General features: G+C 62.5%; 24 protein-coding genes. 12 read left to right on the top strand and 12 right to left on the bottom strand.

Annotated elements, in window-relative coordinates; translation table 11 throughout:
* Positions 1–206 precede the first annotated feature (206 nt).
* Positions 207–1,490 carry an FAD-binding oxidoreductase gene (locus MFF34_RS25785; protein ID WP_027592660.1) on the top strand — a complete coding sequence of 428 codons (1,284 nt, stop codon included), beginning with the start codon at positions 207–209 and terminating at the stop codon, positions 1,488–1,490.
* A 62-nt stretch (positions 1,491–1,552) separates the two neighbouring features.
* Here MFF34_RS25785 and MFF34_RS25780 read toward each other — a convergent pair whose 3' ends face one another.
* Positions 1,553–2,296 (bottom strand): peptidase C39 family protein, encoded by a 744-nt coding sequence (locus tag MFF34_RS25780; RefSeq protein WP_099428859.1) that lies wholly within the window; start codon positions 2,294–2,296, stop codon positions 1,553–1,555.
* A 166-nt stretch (positions 2,297–2,462) separates the two neighbouring features.
* Here MFF34_RS25780 and MFF34_RS25775 point away from each other — a divergent pair, with 166 nt between their 5' ends.
* Positions 2,463–2,639 carry a hypothetical protein gene (locus MFF34_RS25775; RefSeq protein ID WP_238217316.1) on the top strand — a complete coding sequence of 59 codons (177 nt, stop codon included), beginning with the start codon at positions 2,463–2,465 and terminating at the stop codon, positions 2,637–2,639.
* 128 nt (positions 2,640–2,767) lie between these two features.
* Here the strand turns inward: MFF34_RS25775 and MFF34_RS25770 are convergent, their stop codons facing one another.
* Together MFF34_RS25770 and MFF34_RS25765 are read right to left on the bottom strand one after the other, a co-directional pair.
* Positions 2,768–3,520, bottom strand: a complete 753-nt coding sequence (locus tag MFF34_RS25770) for a TerC family protein (protein WP_027592662.1) — start codon at positions 3,518–3,520, stop codon at positions 2,768–2,770.
* A 28-nt stretch (positions 3,521–3,548) separates the two neighbouring features.
* On the bottom strand, positions 3,549–3,788 hold the full coding sequence (locus MFF34_RS25765; RefSeq protein WP_027592663.1) for a hypothetical protein: 240 nt from the start codon (positions 3,786–3,788) through the stop codon (positions 3,549–3,551).
* A gap of 134 nt (positions 3,789–3,922) precedes the next feature.
* Here MFF34_RS25765 and nhaR point away from each other — a divergent pair, with 134 nt between their 5' ends.
* The 3 genes from nhaR to MFF34_RS25750 all read left to right on the top strand — a co-directional run bounded on the left by nhaR (position 3,923) and on the right by MFF34_RS25750 (position 6,892).
* Complete coding sequence (gene nhaR, locus MFF34_RS25760) at positions 3,923–4,816, top strand: transcriptional activator NhaR (RefSeq protein WP_085273080.1); 894 nt, start codon at positions 3,923–3,925, stop codon at positions 4,814–4,816.
* Between the two features lie 82 nt (positions 4,817–4,898).
* Positions 4,899–6,110 (top strand): serine/threonine transporter SstT, encoded by a 1,212-nt coding sequence (sstT, locus tag MFF34_RS25755; RefSeq protein ID WP_238217314.1) that lies wholly within the window; start codon positions 4,899–4,901, stop codon positions 6,108–6,110.
* A gap of 134 nt (positions 6,111–6,244) precedes the next feature.
* Positions 6,245–6,892, top strand: coding sequence for a YceH family protein (locus tag MFF34_RS25750; RefSeq protein WP_099454670.1), 648 nt, complete (start codon positions 6,245–6,247; stop codon positions 6,890–6,892).
* A 5-nt stretch (positions 6,893–6,897) separates the two neighbouring features.
* Here MFF34_RS25750 and MFF34_RS25745 read toward each other — a convergent pair whose 3' ends face one another.
* From MFF34_RS25745 to ahpC, 3 genes are all read right to left on the bottom strand, one after another.
* Positions 6,898–7,086, bottom strand: coding sequence for a hypothetical protein (locus tag MFF34_RS25745; protein ID WP_027592667.1), 189 nt, complete (start codon positions 7,084–7,086; stop codon positions 6,898–6,900).
* A 59-nt stretch (positions 7,087–7,145) separates the two neighbouring features.
* Entirely contained in the window at positions 7,146–8,708 is a 1,563-nt protein-coding gene (ahpF, locus tag MFF34_RS25740; RefSeq protein WP_238217312.1) for an alkyl hydroperoxide reductase subunit F, read from the bottom strand.
* A 124-nt stretch (positions 8,709–8,832) separates the two neighbouring features.
* The gene (ahpC, locus tag MFF34_RS25735) at positions 8,833–9,396 is read right to left on the bottom strand and encodes an alkyl hydroperoxide reductase subunit C (protein ID WP_027592669.1); all 564 of its coding nucleotides are present in this window, start codon (positions 9,394–9,396) and stop codon (positions 8,833–8,835) included.
* 34 nt (positions 9,397–9,430) lie between these two features.
* On the opposite strand from ahpC, the gene MFF34_RS25730 reads away from it, so the two are divergent.
* Positions 9,431–9,643 (top strand): hypothetical protein, encoded by a 213-nt coding sequence (locus MFF34_RS25730; RefSeq protein ID WP_238217310.1) that lies wholly within the window; start codon positions 9,431–9,433, stop codon positions 9,641–9,643.
* A gap of 37 nt (positions 9,644–9,680) precedes the next feature.
* On the opposite strand, the gene gorA is transcribed toward MFF34_RS25730, so the two are convergent.
* The 6 genes from gorA to MFF34_RS25700 all read right to left on the bottom strand — a co-directional run bounded on the left by gorA (position 9,681) and on the right by MFF34_RS25700 (position 15,575).
* Positions 9,681–11,036, bottom strand: a complete 1,356-nt coding sequence (gene gorA / locus MFF34_RS25725; RefSeq protein WP_238217308.1) for a glutathione-disulfide reductase — start codon at positions 11,034–11,036, stop codon at positions 9,681–9,683.
* Positions 11,037–11,133: 97 nt separating this feature from the next.
* Positions 11,134–11,973, bottom strand: coding sequence for a UTP--glucose-1-phosphate uridylyltransferase GalU (gene galU / locus MFF34_RS25720; protein ID WP_027592671.1), 840 nt, complete (start codon positions 11,971–11,973; stop codon positions 11,134–11,136).
* 47 nt (positions 11,974–12,020) lie between these two features.
* Positions 12,021–13,382: a UDP-glucose/GDP-mannose dehydrogenase family protein gene (locus MFF34_RS25715; protein ID WP_238217306.1), complete on the bottom strand. Its 1,362-nt coding sequence runs from the start codon at positions 13,380–13,382 to the stop codon at positions 12,021–12,023.
* 126 nt (positions 13,383–13,508) lie between these two features.
* Positions 13,509–14,423: a c-type cytochrome gene (locus tag MFF34_RS25710; protein ID WP_238217305.1), complete on the bottom strand. Its 915-nt coding sequence runs from the start codon at positions 14,421–14,423 to the stop codon at positions 13,509–13,511.
* Positions 14,420–15,070: a cytochrome c gene (locus tag MFF34_RS25705; RefSeq protein ID WP_099428852.1), complete on the bottom strand. Its 651-nt coding sequence runs from the start codon at positions 15,068–15,070 to the stop codon at positions 14,420–14,422. The genes MFF34_RS25710 and MFF34_RS25705 overlap by 4 nt, the downstream gene beginning before the upstream one ends.
* 145 nt (positions 15,071–15,215) lie before the next feature.
* The gene (locus MFF34_RS25700) at positions 15,216–15,575 is read right to left on the bottom strand and encodes a hypothetical protein (protein ID WP_027592675.1); all 360 of its coding nucleotides are present in this window, start codon (positions 15,573–15,575) and stop codon (positions 15,216–15,218) included.
* A gap of 160 nt (positions 15,576–15,735) precedes the next feature.
* Between MFF34_RS25700 and MFF34_RS25695 the strand changes: the two genes are divergently transcribed.
* The 6 genes from MFF34_RS25695 (at position 15,736) to modC (ending at position 19,982) form a co-directional block, all read left to right on the top strand.
* Positions 15,736–16,038 (top strand): DUF1883 domain-containing protein, encoded by a 303-nt coding sequence (locus tag MFF34_RS25695; RefSeq protein WP_027592676.1) that lies wholly within the window; start codon positions 15,736–15,738, stop codon positions 16,036–16,038.
* A gap of 7 nt (positions 16,039–16,045) precedes the next feature.
* Positions 16,046–16,216: a hypothetical protein gene (locus MFF34_RS25690; protein WP_099428851.1), complete on the top strand. Its 171-nt coding sequence runs from the start codon at positions 16,046–16,048 to the stop codon at positions 16,214–16,216.
* A gap of 51 nt (positions 16,217–16,267) precedes the next feature.
* On the top strand, positions 16,268–17,344 hold the full coding sequence (locus MFF34_RS25685) for a nitronate monooxygenase family protein (protein ID WP_238217302.1): 1,077 nt from the start codon (positions 16,268–16,270) through the stop codon (positions 17,342–17,344).
* Between the two features lie 106 nt (positions 17,345–17,450).
* Entirely contained in the window at positions 17,451–18,209 is a 759-nt protein-coding gene (gene modA / locus MFF34_RS25680; protein WP_238217300.1) for a molybdate ABC transporter substrate-binding protein, read from the top strand.
* Entirely contained in the window at positions 18,209–18,889 is a 681-nt protein-coding gene (modB, locus tag MFF34_RS25675) for a molybdate ABC transporter permease subunit (RefSeq protein ID WP_238217298.1), read from the top strand. The genes modA and modB overlap by 1 nt, the downstream gene beginning before the upstream one ends.
* 1 nt (position 18,890) lies before the next feature.
* On the top strand, positions 18,891–19,982 hold the full coding sequence (gene modC, locus MFF34_RS25670) for a molybdenum ABC transporter ATP-binding protein (protein ID WP_238217296.1): 1,092 nt from the start codon (positions 18,891–18,893) through the stop codon (positions 19,980–19,982).
* Positions 19,983–20,012 lie beyond the last annotated feature (30 nt).

The raw sequence follows: 20,012 nt of genomic DNA, 5'->3' as shown, positions 1-20,012 counted from the left end.
TGCCTGTCGTGTGGTGCGCATTCTACGCAATCCAAAAACCCTGTCAACACTTTTTTTCGCGCTAACTCACTGAATCTTAAACTCTTTATAGAAAGGCTTCGGCGACAGCCGGGTAAAGGATTTTTAACGGACGACTAGCGGGTGTTTATTATTATTGATAGCATCGCTACATTCGTTAAAAATATAAAACACGAGGTTCCTCGAGCATGGCCAACACCCCCTACCCCCAGTCCTACTACGCCGCCTCGGCTAACCCGGTGCCGCCACGTCCGGCGCTGCAGGGTGAGGTGGAAACCGATGTGTGCATCATCGGCGCCGGCTACACCGGCCTGTCCAGCGCCCTGTTCCTGCTGGAAAACGGCTTCAAGGTCAGCATCGTCGAAGCGGCCAAGGTCGGCTTCGGCGCATCCGGCCGCAACGGTGGCCAGATCGTCAACAGCTATAGCCGTGACATCGACGTGATCGAACGCACCGTCGGCCCCAAGCAGGCACAACTGCTGGGCCAGATGGCGTTCGAAGGTGGCCGCATCATTCGTGAGCGCGTCGCCAAGTACAACATCCAGTGCGACCTTAAAGACGGTGGCGTATTCGCTGCCCTCACCTCCAAGCAGATGGGCCACCTGGAGTCGCAAAAGCGCCTGTGGGAACGTTTCGGCCACAATCAGCTGGAGCTGATGGACCAGAAGCGCATCCGTGAAGTCGTCGCCTGCGACAGCTACATCGGCGGCATGCTGGACATGAGCGGCGGCCACATCCACCCGCTGAACCTGGCCCTGGGCGAAGCTGCCGCGGTCGAATCGCTGGGCGGCATCATTTATGAGCAGACCCCGGCCGTTCGCATCGAGCGTGGCGCCAACCCGGTCGTTCATACCCCACAGGGTAAAGTGCGCGCCAAGTTCATCATCGTCGCCGGTAACGCCTACCTGGGCAACCTGGTGCCAGAACTGGCCTCCAAGTCCATGCCGTGCGGTACTCAGGTGATCACCACCGAGCCCTTGGACGCGGACCTGGCACGTACCCTGCTGCCGCAGGACTACTGTGTCGAAGACTGCAACTACCTGCTCGACTACTATCGCCTGACCAGCGACAAGCGCCTGATCTTCGGCGGTGGCGTGGTCTACGGCGCACGCGACCCAGCAAACATCGAGGCGATCATCCGTCCGAAGATGCTCAAGGCCTTCCCGCAGCTGCAGAACGTGAAGATCGACTACGCCTGGACCGGCAACTTCCTGCTGACCCTGTCGCGCTTGCCTCAGGTCGGCCGCATTGGCGACAACATCTATTACTCCCAGGGCTGCTCGGGCCACGGTGTGACCTACACGCACCTGGCAGGCAAGGTGCTGGCCGAGGCGCTGCGTGGTCAGGCCGAACGTTTCGACGCGTTCGCCGGCCTGCCGCACTACCCGTTCCCGGGTGGCCAGATGCTGCGTGTACCGTTCAGCGCCATTGGTGCCTGGTACTACAGCCTACGCGACCGCCTGGGCTTCTGATCCCTCTGTAACATCGCACCGGCCGCTTTGCGGGTAAGCCCGCGAAGCGGCCGGTGCGCGGCTTACCGTCCCAGGCTGTTCACCGCCTGCTTCGCGGCGACTTCCTGCCCTGCGCGGGCCAGTTCGTCGGCAGCCTGCAACCAGCGTTGCCGGTCTACCTGGGCGGGCAGTTGCCGCGGCGGTTGCAGCAGCACTGCCCAACTCCCCTGCTTGGCCCAGGCCGAGGCAAAGTCATCAAAGGCCATCAGTTGCCGGCGGTGCATGCCTGAGCGCAACAGTACGCGTTGCTTGTAGCGGTCATAACCGATCAGCACGGCGTAGCGTGGCTCGCTCCACCAGGCCGAACCCTCCTCATAACGCAGCAACACCGGGTTGCCCGCCGCCACTTGCGTGAGCAAGGCGTCCAGTTGTTTGTCCAGCGCATACACCACCATGCCATAGTCCCGTGCGACACGGGGGATACTGGTATCCAGGGTCTCGGCGCCTTGGGGCAGGTTCAAAGGTTTATCCAGCAGCCCGGGGGTGATCGGCGCGCCCTGTTGCGAAAGCAGCGCCGCCAGCGCCATGGCCCCGCTGTGGTTGGCGTTACCCCGGTAGAACGGCACGCTGCTGATTTCGACCCGCTGCGGCAGGCCTTTGAGGCTAGCGGGCGGTGCGCTGGCGCAACCGGCCAGGCTGACTGCCACCAGGCCAGCCAGCAGCAACCGGCGTGGGGCTGAAGCCAGCGATTTAAAGGAAACTTGCTCCATGGGCACTCGCTTGTTCCGATGCCAGGCAGGCAGCGCCCGGCTCTGGGCACCGATCATAGGGCCCACAGGGGCGTGGGTATAGTCCGACACCGGCTTGTAGCGAATCGGCCTCAGCAATAGACCTAAGGTCAATGGAACGTCACAAGGGGCAGGCTAGACTAATGAGGTGTCTGTAAGGCGAGCCCTGGCTGACAGCGCGCTGGCCCGAGAGAAGGAGGCACACATGAGCCTGACCCTGGCAATCCTCATGCTGGTAGGTATGTGGCTGAGCGTCGCAGCCGCCATGCTGTGGGGTGTACTGCGTATCGTACGGCGTCATTCCCATCATCACCTGCCACCGCAGGGTGTGGCCGAACCTCAGGCTGTGCGCAGAGCGCGGCGGCAGGTAGAGGCACATTAAACGCACGTATTTGATGTATACCTGTGGGAGCGGGCTTGACCCGCGAATGGGGCCACGCGGTGGTTGGCACCGGCTTCGCCGGTGTTCGCGGGGCGAGCCCGCTCCCACATGGCCCCACTTTTTCTAGATCAACCTTCAGCCGCTTCGCGCTTCATCCGCGCCCGGCGGGCCATGATGTTGAGGATCTCGATCAAGGTCGAGAACGCCATCGCCGCATATACGTACCCTTTCGGCACGTGAGCGCCCATGCCTTCGGCAATCAGGGTCATGCCGATCATGATCAGGAAGCCTAGGGCCAGCATCACCACGGTCGGGTTGTCATTGATGAACTTGGCCAGCGGGTCGGCCGCCACCAACATCACGATCACAGCAGCGATCACGGCAATGATCATGATCGGCAGGTGCTCGGTCATGCCCACGGCGGTGATGATGCTGTCGATCGAGAAGACGATATCCAGCAACAGGATCTGGCCAATGGCCGCAGCGAAGCCCAAGGTGATGGTGGAGCCGGCCTTGGATTCTTCCTTGGCGCCGTGCGGGTCGACGTTTTCGTGAATTTCCTTGGTCGCCTTCCACAGCAGGAACAGGCCACCGGCGATCAGGATCATATCCTTCCACGAGAAGCTATGGCCGAACACATCGACCACCGGCTCGGTCAGCTGGACGATCCAGGCCACGGTGCTGAGCAGCGCCAGGCGCATGACCAAGGCCATGCTGATACCAATGCGCCGCGCCTTGGAGCGGTACTCCAGGGGCAGTTTGTTGGTGAGGATGGAGATGAAGATCAGGTTGTCGATACCGAGCACGATCTCCATGGCCACCAGCGTGGCGAGGGCGACCCAGGCGGTCGGGCTTGCGGCGAGTTCCAGCAAATATTCCATTTAATCAATCCTGCATCGGGTCTTGGGGTCAGATGTCCTGGGTCTTTTCTTGCTTTTCAACGTCTTTTGGCGGCTGGCCTTCGCTGCCGATGGCATCGCTCAGGGCCTGCTGCGCCGCTTCGTTGGTCTTGTCGATGGCCTGCTTGGCCGACTGGGCGGCCTGGTCGAGCATCTGCTGGGCGGATTTCTCGGCCTGATCGCAGCCGGCCAGGGTGAACAGGGCCAGGGCCAACACCAAAGGCGTGCCAATGGATTTAAGCTGCAACATGGGTTCCTCGCTTGTCGATATTCCGGCGGCGCACGCAGCGCCTGATGGAGTCGCATTCTAAAGAGGCTAATACATCAGGAAAATTCGTATTTTCAGCGGTTATACTTCGGTTTTTACGAATCGAGAAAAACCCGATGCTCAACTACCGCCAGTTGCACTACTTCTGGGCCGTGGCCAAGACCGGCAGCATTGCGCGGGCCAGTGAGCAATTGAACCTGACTCCCCAGACCATCAGCGGGCAGATCAGCCTGTTCGAGCAGACCTATGGCCTGGAGCTGTTTCAACGGGTCGGGCGGCAACTGGAGCTGACCGAAACCGGCCGCCAGACGCTGGTGTATGCCGAGCAGATGTTTCAGATCGGCGGCGAGCTAGAAGCCCTGCTGCGTGCCGGCCCACAGGAACAGATCCTGTTCCGTGTGGGCGTGGCCGACGTGGTCCCCAAATCCATCGTCTATCGCCTACTGGCGCCGACCATGGAGCTGGACGAGGTGCTGCGCATCAACTGCCGCGAAGACAAGCTCGAGCGGCTGCTGGCAGACCTGGCGATCCAGCGCCTGGACCTGGTCATCTCCGACAGCCCGATGCCCAGCCACCTGGACATCAAGGGCTACAGCCAGAAGCTGGGCGAGTGCGGCCTGAGTTTCTTCGCCACCCAGGCCTTGGCACAACGCCATGCCGGCCCCTTCCCAGCCTGCCTGCAAGATGCGCCGCTGTTGATTCCGGGCCAGGAGACGGTGGTACGCAGCCGCTTGCTGCGTTGGCTGGGCGAGCAACAGGTGCAACCGCGCATCGTTGGCGAGTTCGACGACAGCGCCTTGATGCAGGCATTCGGGCAATCGGGCAGCGGCATTTTCGTCGCGCCCAGCGTCATCGCCGAGGAGGTGTGCCGCCAGTATGGCGTGCAGTTGATCGGGCAGACCGAGGCGGTGCACGAGTCGTTCTACGCCATCTCGGTGGAGCGCAAGGTCAAGCACCCGGGCATCGTGGCCATTACCGAGGGCGCGCGGCGGGAGCTGTTCCACTGGTAACTTTTCCCACTTCATTGCCGGCAAGCCCTACAGCGGTCTGTGGTAAAGTCCCGCCCTTTCAAAAACCGAGACTGCGCTGCACATGACCCCTGTCTTCCGCCTCCTCAACCGCACCAGCCTGGTGACGCAGATCGTCATCGGCCTGCTCGCGGGCATCGCCCTGGCACTGCTGGCGCCCGACGTCGCCCGCGACTTGGGCTTCCTCGGCAAAGTGTTCGTCAGCGCCCTCAAGGCCGTAGCGCCGATTCTGGTGTTCATTTTGGTAATGGCCTCGATCGCCAACCACCGCCACGGCCAGGAAACCCACATCCGCCCGATCCTCTGGCTGTACCTACTGGGTACCTTTGCGGCAGCCGTGGTGGCCGTGGTCGCCAGCATGCTGTTCCCGTCCCACCTGGCACTGAGTGCCGGCGACGCTACGCTGAGTGCGCCGGGCGGCATCGGCGAAGTCTTGCAGAATCTGCTGCTGAGCGCCGTCGACAACCCGGTCAACGCCTTGCTCAACGCCAACTTCATTGGCGTGCTGACCTGGGCGATCGGCCTCGGCGTTGCCCTGCGTCATGCGGGTGACACCACCCGCACTGTGGTCGAGGACCTGTCCAACGGCGTGACCCTGATCGTGCGCGTGGTCATCCGTTTCGCCCCGCTGGGCATCTTCGGCCTGGTCAGCGCGACCCTGGCCCAGTCAGGCCTGAACGCCCTGCTCGGCTACTTGCACCTGCTGGCCGTGCTGATTGGCTGCATGCTGTTCGTGGCCCTGGTGATGAACCCGCTGATCGTATTCTGGAAGATTCGCCGCAACCCGTACCCACTGACGTTGTTGTGCCTGCGCGAAAGCGGTATCACGGCGTTCTTCACCCGCAGTTCGGCCGCCAACATTCCGGTCAACCTGGCACTGTCGGAGCGCCTTGGCCTGCATGAAGACACCTATTCGGTGTCGATCCCCCTGGGCGCGACCATTAACATGGCCGGCGCCGCGATCACCATCACCGTGCTGACCCTGGCGGCCGTGCACACCTTGGGTATCCCGGTCGACCTGCCGACTGCGGTGTTGCTGAGTGTGGTGGCAGCGGTCTGCGCGTGCGGCGCTTCGGGCGTGGCTGGTGGTTCGCTGCTGTTGATTCCGCTGGCTTGCAGCCTGTTTGGCATCCCCAGCGAGATCGCCATGCAGGTAGTTGCCGTGGGCTTCATCATTGGCGTACTGCAGGATTCGGCCGAGACTGCGCTGAATTCTTCGACCGACGTGCTGTTCACGGCAGCGGCGTGCCAGGCGGAAGAGCGACGCGAGGCTTAAGCGTGTTGGGGCCGCTTTGCGGCCCTTTCGACCAGCCCGGAGCCCTGGCAAGGCCGTTCAACAAGCGCTGCCAATTGCCTAATGCAGCGGCTTTACCTACGCTAGTGGCCTTTTCCTCGCAATGAGACTGGGCCATGTCAGAACACGAACCCGCAGGTGAAGGCCGTTTCAACAGCACCGAGATCCGCATTCTCGGCTCGCTGATCGAAAAACAGGCCACCAGCCCGGAAAGCTACCCACTGACCCTCAATGCCCTGGTCCTGGCCTGTAACCAGAAGACCAGCCGCGAGCCGGTGATGAACCTCACCCAAGGCCAGGTCGGCCAGGCCTTGCGCGCACTCGAAGGCCAGGGCATGACCCGCTTGCAGATGGGCAGCCGCGCCGACCGCTGGGAGCAGCGCGTGGACAAGGCCCTGGAGCTGGTGCCGGCGCAGCTGGTGCTGATGGGCCTGATGTTCCTGCGCGGGCCGCAAACCCTCAACGAGCTGCTCAGCCGCAGCAACCGCCTGCACGACTTCGACGACACTGAACAAATCCAGCACCAGCTGGAGCGCCTGATTTCACGGGATTTGGCTTTGCACCTGCCGCGCCAGGCAGGCCAACGCGAAGACCGCTATACCCATGCGCTGGGTGACCCGGCAGAAATCGAGGCGATTTTGGCCGCGCGCCAGCAAGAAGGGGGCGCACGCAGCAGTGGCGGCAGTGTTTCGGAGGAGCGCATAGAGGCCTTGGAAGCCCGGATTGCAGCACTGGAGGCGCGCCTGGCCGAGCTCGAAGGCTGAGCCCTTCAGTGCTCAGGGTCGGGGAAGTTGCGGCAGCTTTTGCGCTCGGCCAGTTCTTTATCGCTGGGGCGCTGGTCGACGAACACAGTGCGGCCGTCGGCGTAGATTTCCAGATAGCCCCAGTGCAGGTCCTGCTCCTTTTGCCCGGGCTTGGGTGGCACTAGCCACCAGGGTTCGCGGCTGATCAGGGTCATGAGTGAGATTCCTGAGGGTGTCTGGGGTAATCATAGACACCCTCAGGCTTGCGCTTGGCTTACGCCGGCGCCGAGGTGCGGATCAGGTGATCGAAGGCTGCCAGCGAAGCCTTGGCGCCCTCGCCTACTGCGATGACGATCTGCTTGTACGGCACCGTGGTCACATCGCCCGCGGCAAACACGCCTGGTATGTTGGTCGCGCCCTTGGCATCGACAATGATCTCGCCACGCGGCGACAGCTCGACCGTACCTTTCAGCCAGTCAGTGTTCGGCAGCAGACCGATCTGTACGAAGATGCCCTCCAGCGCCAGGTCATGCAGCTCCTCGGTGGTGCGATCCTGGTAGCGCAAACCGGACACTTTCTCACCATTGCCCAGCACTTCGGTGGTCAGCGCACTGGTGATCACCTTGACGTTCGGCAAGCTGTGCAGCTTGCGTTGCAACACGGCGTCAGCACGCAGCTGGCTGTCGAACTCGATCAGCGTCACCTGGGCGACAATGCCGGCCAAGTCGATGGCCGCTTCCACGCCAGAGTTGCCGCCGCCGATCACCGCCACGCGCTTGCCCTTGAACAGCGGGCCGTCACAGTGCGGGCAGTAGGCCACGCCGCGACCGCGGTATTCCTGTTCACCCGGCACGTTCATTTCGCGCCAGCGGGCACCGGTGGCCAGGATCACGGTCTTGGCCTTGAGCGAGGCACCACCGGCCAGGCGTACTTCGTGCAGGCCGCCATCGGTGGCAGGGATCAACGCCTCGCCGCGCTGCAGGTTCATGATGTCGACGTCGTACTGCTTGACGTGTTCTTCCAGCGCGGTGGCCAGCTTCGGCCCTTCGGTTTCCTGCACTGAAATGAAGTTTTCGATGGCCAGGGTGTCGAGCACCTGCCCACCAAAGCGCTCGGCGGCAACACCGGTGCGGATGCCTTTACGCGCGGCATAGATCGCCGCCGCGGCGCCGGCTGGGCCACCACCGACCACCAATACGTCGAATGCGTCCTTGGCGTTGATCTTCTCGGCCTGGCGGGTGCCGGCGCTGGTGTCGATCTTGCCCATAATCTCTTCCAGGCCCATGCGGCCCTGGCCAAACACTTCGCCGTTCAGGTAAACGCTCGGCACCGCCATGATCTTGCGCGCTTCGACTTCGTCCTGGAACAGCGCGCCATCGATGGCCACATGGCGCACGTTGGGGTTGAGCACCGCCATCAGGTTCAGCGCCTGGACCACGTCCGGGCAGTTCTGGCACGACAGCGAGAAGTAGGTTTCGAAGGTGAATTGGCCTTCCAGCCCTTGGATCTGCTCGATCACGTCGGCGCTGGCCTTGGACGGGTGGCCGCCGACTTGCAGCAGCGCCAGCACCAGGGAGGTGAATTCGTGGCCCATGGGGATGCCGGCGAAACGCAGGCTGATGTCAGCCCCCGGGCGGTTGAGCGAGAACGAAGGACGACGGGCGTCGCTTCCGTCCGCGCGCAGGGTAATCAGGTTCGACAGGCCGGCGATTTCCACCAGCAGGTCGTGCAATTCGCGGGACTTCGCGCCGTCGTCGAGGGAGGCAACGATCTCGATCGGCTGGGTGACCCGCTCCAGGTAGGTTTTCAGTTGCGATTTAAGCGTGGCGTCCAACATACGGGCGATTCCTTTTTCAATCTTCAGATACAAAAACGCCCAGGCAGTAGCGCCCGGGCGTTTGGCGGGGCGGTAGGTATTTCAGCTTTGGCGGCTGCTTACCGCCCGCGACTGGCGCACGACCTTAGATCTTGCCAACCAGGTCCAGCGACGGTGCCAGGGTGGCTTCGCCTTCTTTCCACTTGGCCGGGCAGACTTCGCCTGGGTGGGCGGCAACGTACTGGGCAGCCTTGACCTTGCGCAGCAGCTCGCTGGCGTCACGGCCTACACCACCGTCGTTGAGTTCGACGATCTTGATCTGGCCTTCTGGGTTGATCACGAAGGTACCGCGATCGGCCAGGCCGGCTTCTTCGATCAGTACGTCGAAGTTGCGCGAGATGATGTGAGTCGGGTCACCGATCAGCGGGTATTCGATCTTGCCGATGGTGTCCGAAGTGTCGTGCCAGGCTTTGTGGGTGAAGTGGGTGTCGGTGGACACGCCGTAGATCTCGACGCCCAGCTTCTGGAACTCGGCGTAGTTGTCAGCGAGGTCACCCAATTCGGTTGGGCAGACGAAGGTGAAGTCAGCCGGGTAGAAGAACACGACAGACCACTTGCCTTTCAGGTCGGCTTCGCTGACCTGGACGAACTCGCCTTTATGGTAGGCAGTGGCGTTGAACGGTTTGACTTGGCTGTTGATGATAGGCATGAGAGACGCTCCTTCATGGGGTTGGAATCAGTTGATGGAGAGAATCCTAACCGTTCATCCCAATGAAGGCTCATTGGCAAAGCTGATGCTGCTGATTGGTTTTGGCTATAACCAGGGTTTATTAATAGAAGAGATTGCGCTGAACAACGCAGCTGCTGCTGGTGTAGCAGAACCCTGTGGGAGCGGGCTTACCCGCGAACACCGGCAAAGCCGGTGCCATACACCGCGTTGTATTCTTCGCGAGTAAACCCACTCCCACAGGGTGGTGTCGTCACACGCGATTATTAGCGGGTAACGGTACGCATGGTCACGAACTCTTCGGCCGCCGTCGGGTGCACACCGATTGTCTCGTCGAACTGCTGCTTGGTCGCCCCGGCCTTCAGCGCAATCCCCAGGCCCTGGACGATCTCGCCGGCATCCGGCCCGACCATGTGGCACCCCAGGACCTTGTCGGTCTCGGCATCGACCACCAGCTTCATCAGGGTCTTTTCCTGGATGTCGGTAAGGGTCAGCTTCATGGCCCGGAAACGGCTCTCGAAAATCTGCACCTTATGCCCGGCTTCCAGCGCTTGCTCTTCGGTCAGGCCGACGGTACCGATCGGCGGCTGGCTGAACACTGCGGTGGGGATGCTCTGGTAGTCCACCGGGCGGTACTGCTCGGGCTTGAACAACCGCCGTGCAACGGCCATGCCCTCGGCCAGGGCCACGGGGGTAAGCTGCACCCGGCCGATCACATCGCCGATGGCGAGGATCGATGGCGCGGTGGTCTGGTACTGGTCGTCAACGCGAATGTAGCCGCGGGCATCCAGCTCGACGCCGGTGTTTTCCAGGCCCAGGTTGTCCAGCATCGGCCGGCGACCGGTGGCGTAGAACACGCAGTCGGCAACCAGCTCGCGGCCGTCCTTGAGGGTGGCCTTGAGGCTGCCGTCATCCAGCTTGTCGATACGCTGGATGTCCGCATTGAACTGCAGATCGAGGCCGCGTTTTTCCAGCTCTTCTTTCAGGTGCGTGCGCACCGAGCCGTCGAAGCCACGCAGGAACAGGTCGCCGCGGTACAGCAAGGTGGTGTCAGCACCCAGGCCCTGGAAGATGCCGGCAAACTCGACGGCAATGTAACCACCGCCCACCACCAGCACACGGCGTGGCAATGCCTTGAGGTAGAACGCCTCGTTAGAGGTGATGGCCAGCTCCTTGCCTGGGATGTCTGGCACCTGGGGCCAGCCACCGGTGGCAATGAGGATGTGCTCGGCGGTGTAGCGCTGGCCGTCGACGTCCACTTCGTTGGCGCCGGTCAGCCGTGCATGGCCTTGCAACAAGGTCACCCCGCTGTTGACCAGCAGGTTGCGGTAGATGCCGTTGAGGCGCTCGATTTCCCGGTTCTTGTTGGCAATCAAGGTGCCCCAGTCGAAATGCCCTTCTTCCAGGGTCCAGCCGAAGCCTGCGGCTTGTTCCAACTCATCAGCGACGTGCGCACCATACACCAGCAGTTTTTTCGGCACACAGCCGACGTTGACGCAGGTACCGCCCAGATAGCGGCTCTCGGCCACTGCCACTTTCGCGCCAAAGCCCGCGGCAAAGCGCGCAGCGCGCACACCGCCGGACCCGGCACCAATCACGAACAGATCAAAATCGTAGGCCATTTATTCAGTCTCCTAGGCTGGCGCCCAGCATACCGCCGTTGGCCGCCGCAAACAAAAAAGCCACCCCGAAGGGTGGCTCTCAGACCTGCCAGGCTTATCAGTAAGCCTTGCCCGTCTTGTAGTAGTTCTCGAAGCAGAAGTTGGTCGCGTCGATGTAGCCTTCGGCGCCGCCGCAGTCGAAACGCTTGCCCTTGAACTTGTAGGCGATCACGCAGCCATCTTTGGCCTGCTGCAGCAGGGCATCGGTGATCTGGATTTCACCGCCTTTGCCCGGCTTGGTGTTGGCGATGATATCGAAGATATCCGGGGTCAGGATGTAGCGACCAATGATCGCCAGGTTCGATGGCGCGTCTTCAGGGGCCGGTTTTTCGACCATGTCGGTGACGCGGAAGATGTCGTCGCGGATCATCTCGCCGGCGATCACACCGTACTTGTTGGTTTCCTGCGGGTCGACTTCCTGGATGGCAACGATCGAGCAGCGGTACTGCTTGTACAGTTTGACCATCTGGGTCAGTACACCGTCACCTTCCGGGTTGACGCACAGGTCGTCGGCCAGGACGACGGCGAACGGTTCGTCGCCGATCAGCGGGCGGCCGGTGAGGATCGCGTGGCCCAGGCCCTTCATTTCGGTCTGACGGGTGTAGGAGAAAGAACACTCGTTGAGCAGACGACGGATGCCGACCAGGTATTTTTCCTTGTCGGTGCCCTTGATCTGGTTTTCCAGCTCGTAGCTGATGTCGAAGTGGTCTTCCAAGGCACGCTTGCCACGGCCAGTCACGATGGAGATCTCGTTCAGCCCGGCATCCAGCGCTTCTTCAACGCCATACTGGATCAGCGGCTTGTTGACCACCGGCAGCATTTCCTTGGGCATGGCTTTGGTAGCGGGCAGGAAGCGGGTGCCGTAGCCGGCGGCCGGGAACAAGCATTTTTTGATCATATACGTCCTTAACGAAGGCTAGGCCTGTGGAATTCGGCGCAGTCTAATCAGGCGGCAGTCACCTTACAATGCCCCACCTGAGGCCGACCGATGCCATGATAGAGATAACCCAGTGTAGATAGTTCCTGAGCATCGTAAATATTGCGACCATCGAATACCACTGGCATGCGCATAAGCCCCCGCACCCGTAGGAAATCCGGCTGCCTGAATTGCTTCCATTCGGTCACCAGTACCAGGGCGTCCGCGCCTTCGACGCAGGCGTAAGGGTCTTCGCTCAGGCGCAGTTGGCCAGTGGCCAAAGCGTGCGGGTAGCGCCCTGCCATGCCGCCCAGCGCCACCGGGTCGCAGGCCTGTACCCGCGCCCCGGCCGCCAGCAAGGCGTCGATCAGTACCAGGCTGGGCGCCTCGCGCAGGTCGTCGGTACCGGGTTTGAAGGCCAACCCCCACAGCGCCACGCTACGCCCACGCATGAAGCCGCCAAAATGCTGGTGCAGCGCCTTGAACAGCAAGGTCTTTTGCGCTTCGTTACGGGCTTGCACCGCCTGCAGGATACCCGCCGGGTAGCCAAGCTGCTCGGCGGTGCGGATCAGCGCCCGGACATCCTTGGGGAAGCACGAGCCGCCATAGCCACACCCGGCATAGATGAAATGGCTGCCGATGCGCCGGTCGCTGCCAATGCCTCGTCGCACCTGCTCGATATCCACGTCCAGCTGAGCGCAAAGCCCGGCCAGTTCGTTGATGAAGGAGATCTTGGTGGCCAGAAAGGCATTGGCGGCGTATTTGCTGAATTCGGCGGCGCGCGGCGCCATCAACAGGATACGATCACGGTTACGGACAAACGGCGCATACAGCCGCTGCAGGCACTGGCTGGCGGCTGCGCTGTCGGTGCCGATGATGATGCGGTCCGGGCGCATGAAGTCTTCGAGGGCGCTACCCTCCTTGAGAAACTCGGGGTTGCTCGCCACCTCGACAACAAAGCCTGCGCCACGCTCGCGCAGACCAAGCGCAATGTGCCGGGCTACGCGTTCTGCGGTGCCTACGGGAACAGTCGACTTGTTCACCACCAGGCACGGGTGGGTCAGGTGTCGCCCCAGGCTGTCGGCCACGGCCAGCACATGCTGCAGGTCGGCTGAGCCGTCTTCCTGGCTCGGTGTGCCCACTGCGATGAACACCACCTCGGCGGCGGCCAGGGCTTGCTGCCAGTCATCGCTGAAGGCCAGCCGGCCCGCCTGCATGGCGCTGTGCAACAGCGCCTGCAGGCCTGGCTCGTGGATCGGGCAGTGGCCTTGGCGCAGTTGCATCAGGCGCTGCGGGTCGCGTTCCAGGCAGACCACGCGATTGCCCATTTCGGCAAAACAGGCCGCCGTCACCAAACCTACATACCCCGCCCCGATCACACAGAGTTCCATGGCCGCGCTCCTTGAGGATGATGGCGGCCATTGCAACCCGGCAGTGGTTGCAGGGCGGTGACGGGTAGATGACAAAAACGGTTGTTGCCTGTGCTTGCCCGCGAAGAGGCCAGCACAGCAACCCCGTCAGCTACCGGTTCCCTGCCCGATCAGCACCCCCTCGACCTTCTGCCCATACAGGTTCACCCCGTCATTGGCGTGAAACTTCAGCCGCGTCTTCTCCACAGACCCCTCCACCAACCGCGGGTCCTGCGGCCGCTCATGGCGGTTGATCCATGCCGCCACATCCCAAGCCTGTTCATCGCTCAGGCTGCCAGGCTTGCCCAGCGGCATGTTGTATTTGATGAAGGACGCCGCCGTATTGATACGGTGCATCCCAGCACCCCAGTTGTAGGAATCCTTGCCCCACAGCGGCGGCATCACATACTCGCCGGCCACCTGCTGCCCTTCACCCTTGTCGCCGTGGCAAATCGCACACTGGTCACGGTAGACCTGCTGGCCACGCTTGAAGTCGTAGCCACCCTTGGGCTGAGGGACATCCGGGTAGCCGCGCCCGGCGATCTCCACGCCTGTCGGCGCCTTGGTCGACAACCAGTAGGCATACACCGACAACGCCGTCATCTGCGGGCTGTCTGCCGCCGGTGGCTTGCCATTCATGCTGAACTGGAAACACCCCTGAATGCGCTCGGCATAGGTGTTGACCTTGTCGTTTTTCTTGCGATACGCCGGGTACATCGGATACGCACCCCACATCGGCGCAGAGTGGGCCAGGCGCCCCTGATCAAGGTGGCAGTTGCTGCAGTTCATGCCGTTGCCCACGGCTTCGGGCATCAGCCGCCGGGTATCGACAAACAGCGCATGGCCCTGGCGGACCATCTTGCCAAAGGCATTGTCCGGCAACTCGCTCTCGGCAGGCGGCACGAACTGCGGCGCGGCCTGCACGCCCGGCACTTTCAACTGCGACTGGTCTTCCATGGCGATCGGGGCTGCCTGGGCACTGCCCATGGCCAACAGCAGCACGGCTGGAATCATCGGCTTCATGGCGTGACCTCCGGGTGGACGGGACGGGCGAAGAACGCGGCAATCGCCTTGACCTCGTCATCGGTCATGGCCTTGGCCACGCCGACCATCAGTTGGTTGGGGTCATTGCTGCGGCTGCCGTCGCGCCAGGCATTCAGTTGGGCTACCAGGTAAGCTGCAGGCTGGCCTGCCAGCGGAGGGAAATGCTCACCCACGCCGCTGCCGCCTGGGCCGTGGCATTGCACACACCCCGGAATCTGCCGCCCCCAGTCGCCATAGAGTGCCAGGCGTGTGGTGGGGTCATCGGCTATCTGCTGGCGGCGCAGATCGGCTGCTGGCTCAGCCGGGAGGCTGGCCAGGTAGGCACTGACGGCTTTGATTTCGTCGTCGCTCAGGGCCTTGGCAAGCGGTTCCATGACCGGCTGCTTGCGGGTGCCATTGCGCCAATCCTGCAATTGCTTACTGAGGTAACCGGCCGGCAGGCCGGCCAAGCGAGGGAACCCGGCAGCGGCAATGCCCTTGCCATCTGGGCCATGGCAACCTATACAGGCCATGGCGGCGGGGTTCGCCCCGCCTTGGGTGAAGATCTTCTGGCCATCGGCGGCATGCGCCGTGGGCCAGGCCAGGATCAGCAGGCTGCCGATCACGACTCGACTCAACGGGGTCATCACGAATCTCCATTTCTTTTGTTATAAGCTTAGGCTTAAAAAACATAAGCAAATGGATACTAGACCCGTAGGGCAAGTCGCAACAACGCCAACACCTACCAGGTGACAGCTATTGGCCTTTTAACCGCGCATCCGTTGCGCCAGATCAATGGCCAGAAATGCACTGCGTCGCTGCGGTGCGCACATCACCCAGGCGCAACGGGAAGTTGTTCAACCGTTCATGCAATTTGATGCTGCTGCCGCTGCCGCGCGAGTCGATATCGACCAGTGCCGCCGGCCCAGCCCCGGCCGTGAGCTTTTGCGGGACGATCAGGCGCAAGCCATCACCGCGTTGCTCCTCGACCAACGGATCACGGGTATCGGCCAGCTTCTGCTTGACGCAATCGGCGTATTCACGCGGTGTCTTGCCAGACATCACATCCAGCGTTTCATGTGACTGTTCAAGCTCCGAAACGCTGACACAGCCCCCAAGCCCCAGGAACAACGCCGCCACCATCCACTTCATTTGCAGCACCTCTGCCATCAAGAATCCAGTTCGACCACAGCCAGGCCTGTTTGCTCCCTGCTTTGGCAGAATTATCTGCGCCTGGCCATCGAGCGCGGCAGCTTAGCGTGACATCGTGGTATCTTTCGCCTTTGCAGATCCAAACCTTGCGGAGCATCACATGAAATTCGTACACCAGCGCGAGCACCTCAACGAGGACGATATCGTCGTCATCGAGTGCTCTCAGCGCTGCAACATCCGCCTGATGAACGACGCCAACTTCCGCAGCTTCAAAAATGGCGGTCGACACACCTACCATGGTGGTGCCTTCGACAAGTTCCCGGCCAAGATCACCGTTCCAAGTACCGGTTTCTGGAACATCACCCTGGATACCGTGACCACGCGCCCGATCTCGGTAACGCGCAAGCCGACCTTGACCCACAAGATCAAGATCATCCGTCGCTCGTCGTCGAAACTCAGATAAGACCGCCATGACCCAGACCATCAAGTACGTCATCAAATACAAACTCGACGGCGAGCGCCGTTGGGATTTCGCACTCATGACCGATGCCTCCCAGGAGCAGGCGCTGCAAGCGCTGCGCAAGATCCACGGCGATGACGCCGAAAAGATCAGCGACATCCAGGTCAGCAAGGCCCTGTAAACGCCCCGCAGGTACTGCCGCACCGATCACGCCGCCCGCAAGGAGACCCGCATGAGCCGTTGGCCCGACCGCCGTATTCTCGATCTGCTGGGCATTGAAGTGCCTATTCTGCAGGCGCCGATGGCAGGTGCGACGGGCTCGGCCATGGCCATTGCCGTGGGCGCTGCGGGCGGCCTTGGCGCACTGCCCTGCGCCATGTTGAGCAGTGACCAGGTACGTGATGAGATCGAAGCGTTCCGCGCCGGCTGCCCTGCGCAGCCGCTGAACCTGAACTTCTTCTGCCACCAGCCACCACCGCCCGACGCGAACCGAGACGCGCGCTGGAAGCAGGCACTCACGCCTTACTACAACGAGGTGGGTGCCGATTTCGACGCCCCTACCCCGGTCTCCAACCGCGCGCCGTTCGATGAGCAAAGCTGCCAGTTGGTCGAGCAGTTGCGCCCTGAAGTGGTGAGCTTTCACTTTGGCCTGCCCGAGCCCCACCTGCTGCAACGGGTCAAGGCGAGTGGTGCCAAGGTGCTGTCCAGTGCTACCACGGTGGAAGAAGCGCTGTGGCTGGAGCGCAACGGCTGCGACGCGATCATCGCCATGGGCTATGAAGCGGGTGGCCATCGCGGCATGTTCCTCAGCGAAGACATCACCAGCCAGATTGGCACCTTCGCCCTGGTGCCGCAGATCGTCGACGCGGTCACGCTGCCGGTGATTGCAGCCGGGGGCATCGGCGACCACCGTGGCCTGGTCGCGGCCCTTGCGTTGGGCGCCTCGGCCGTGCAGATCGGCACGGCCTACCTGTTCTGCCCCGAGGCCAAGGTGTCTGCGGCCCACCGCCGCGCGCTGGACACGGCGCCCGCCAGCGACACGGCCCTGACCAACCTGTTCACCGGCCGCCCAGCGCGGGGCATCAACAACCGCATCATGCGTGAGCTGGGGCCGATGAGCGACCTGGCACCGCGCTTCCCGCTGGCAGGTGGCGCGCTGATGCCACTGCGTGCAATCACCGACCCGCAAGGCAACAGCGATTTTAGCAACCTGTGGTCGGGCCAGGCGCTGCGCTTGGGCAGGCATATGCCGGCAGCTGAGCTGACCCAGGAAATTGCTAGCAAGGCACTGCAAACGCTATCGCGCTGAACAGCACTTGCAGGCCATTATCGCCGTCGTCGTCCAGCCCCCTTCCCGGCCAATGGCCTATCGCTATATAGTTCACGCTATAACGATAACCTAAGGAGCTGTCTTCATGCGTATCCGCCCACTCCACCTGGCCGCCACTGCCCTGGCCAGCCTGATTTGCCTTAACACTGCCTGGGCCGACGAAGTCCAGGTCGCGGTCGCAGCGAACTTCACAGCCCCCATCCAGGCCATTGCCAAAGACTTTGAAAAGGACACCGGCCACACGCTGGTCGCCGCCTATGGTGCTACCGGGCAGTTCTACGCCCAGATCAAGAATGGCGCGCCGTTCGAAGTGTTCCTCGCCGCCGACGACAGCACCCCGGCCAAGCTCGAGCAGGAAAAGGAAATCGTCCCAGGTTCGCGCTTCACCTACGCCATCGGCACCCTGGCCCTGTGGTCGGCGAAAGAAGGTTACGTGGATGCCAAGGGGGACGTGCTGAAGCAGAACACGTACAAGCACCTGTCCATCGCCAACCCTAAAGCCGCCCCCTACGGCCTGGCTGCGACCCAGGTGCTCGACAAGCTGAAACTGACCGAGGCCACCAAGGGCAAGATCGTCGAAGGGCAGAACATCACCCAGGCCTTCCAGTTCGTGTCCACCGGCAATGCCGAGCTCGGCTTCGTCGCGCTGTCGCAGATCTATAAGGACGGCAAAGTCACCAGCGGCTCGGCCTGGATCGTACCGTCCAACCTGCACGACCCGATCCGCCAGGACGCTGTGATCCTCAACAAAGGCAAGGACAGTGCCGCTGCCAAGGCGCTGGTCGAATACCTGAAAGGCCCGAAAGCTGCCGCAGTAATCAAATCCTACGGTTATGAGCTCTGATGCCACTGGACGCCAGTGACCTGGGTGCCATCTGGCTGACCATCAAACTGGCCGGCCTGACCACCTTGATCCTGCTGATCGTCGGCACGCCCATCGCCTGGTGGCTAGCGCGCACGCGCTCTTGGCTGCGTGGGCCGGTGGGCGCGGTGGTGGCCCTGCCGCTGGTGCTACCACCGACGGTCATCGGCTTTTACCTGCTGCTCGCGCTCGGGCCCCATGGCTGGCTCGGCCAGGCCACTCAGGCATTGGGCCTGGGCAGCGTGGTATTCAGCTTCAGCGGGTTAGTGATCGGCTCGGTGATTTACTCCATGCCCTTTGTGGTGCAGCCCTTGCAAAACGCCTTTGGCGCCATCGGCCAACGGCCGCTGGAAGTCGCTGCCACCCTGCGCGCCAGCCCATGGGACACCTTCGTCCATGTGGTGCTGCCGCTGGCCCGCCCCGGGTTCATCACCGCCAGCATCCTGGGCTTTGCCCATACCGTGGGCGAGTTCGGCGTGGTGCTGATGATCGGTGGCAATATCCCCGACAAAACCCGCGTGGTTTCGGTGCAGATCTTCGATCACGTCGAGGCCATGGAGTATGCGCAAGCCCACTGGCTGGCCGGTGCCATGCTGGTGTTCTCGTTCCTGGTGCTGCTCCTGCTATACGCTGGGCGCCGCGGCAAAGCTGGCTGGAGCTGAAATGACTGCATCGATTGTGGCGCGCCTGAAACTGGCGCGCGACGACTTTACCCTGGATGTCGACCTGCAACTGCCAGGGCGCGGGATCAGCGCGCTGTTCGGCCATTCCGGGTCTGGTAAAACCTCCTGCCTGCGCTGCCTGGCAGGGCTGGAGCGCGCCGCCAGCGCCTACATCGAAGTAAACGGCGAGGTCTGGGAAGACAGCAGCCGCGGCTATTTTCAAGCGCCTCACCTGCGCCCGGTGGGCTATGTATTCCAGGAAGCCAGCCTGTTCCCGCACTTGTCGGTGCGCGGCAACTTGGAGTTTGGCTGGCGCCGGGTTGCGCCCAGTGAGCGCAAGGTCAGCCTTGAACAGGCGTGCCAGTTGCTGGGCATCGGCCACCTGCTCGCACGTCGGCCCGCCACGTTGTCCGGCGGTGAGGCGCAGCGGGTCGGTATCGCCCGCGCGCTGCTGAGCAGCCCACGGCTGTTGTTGATGGACGAGCCGTTGGCTGCCCTCGATGGGCCGCGCAAGCGCGAAATCCTGCCGTACCTGGAGCGCCTGCATCACGAGCTGGATATTCCGCTGGTGTATGTCAGCCATGCCCAGGACGAAGTAGCGCGCCTTGCCGACCACCTGGTGCTGCTGGAGCAAGGCCAGGCCGTGGCCAGCGGCCCGATTGGCGAAACGCTTGCACGCCTGGACCTGTCGCTGGCCCAGGGCGAAGATGCCGGGGTAGTGTTCGAAGGCCTGGTAGTCGGGCATGACCCCCATTACGACCTGCTCGATCTGCGCCTGCCCGGCAGCGGCGCGCCGATACTGCGCATCGCCCACCCCGCTCACGTCATGGGCAGCACCCTGCGGGTAAAGGTGCAGGCGCGCGACGTGAGCCTGGCCCTGACGGCGGACAGCGCCTCCAGCATTCTCAACCGGTTGCCGGTGCAGGTGCGCGAAAGCTGCCCGGCTGACAATCCGGCCCATGTGCTGGTGAGCCTGGATGCCGGGGGCAATGCCTTGCTGGCGCGCATCACCCGCTTCTCGGCAGACCAGCTCGGCCTGCACCCAGGCCAGGCTCTGATCGCGCAGATCAAGTCGGTGGCTTTATTGGGCTGAGCAACCCTGACGCGGCCGTTGTCCATTGAT

This window comes from Pseudomonas sp. PAGU 2196, from assembly GCF_022179005.1.
Lineage (GTDB): Bacteria > Pseudomonadota > Gammaproteobacteria > Pseudomonadales > Pseudomonadaceae > Aquipseudomonas > Aquipseudomonas kermanshahensis.
The sequence above is the reverse complement of the archived record's forward strand: the minus strand, read 5'-3'. Positions and strand labels throughout refer to the sequence as shown.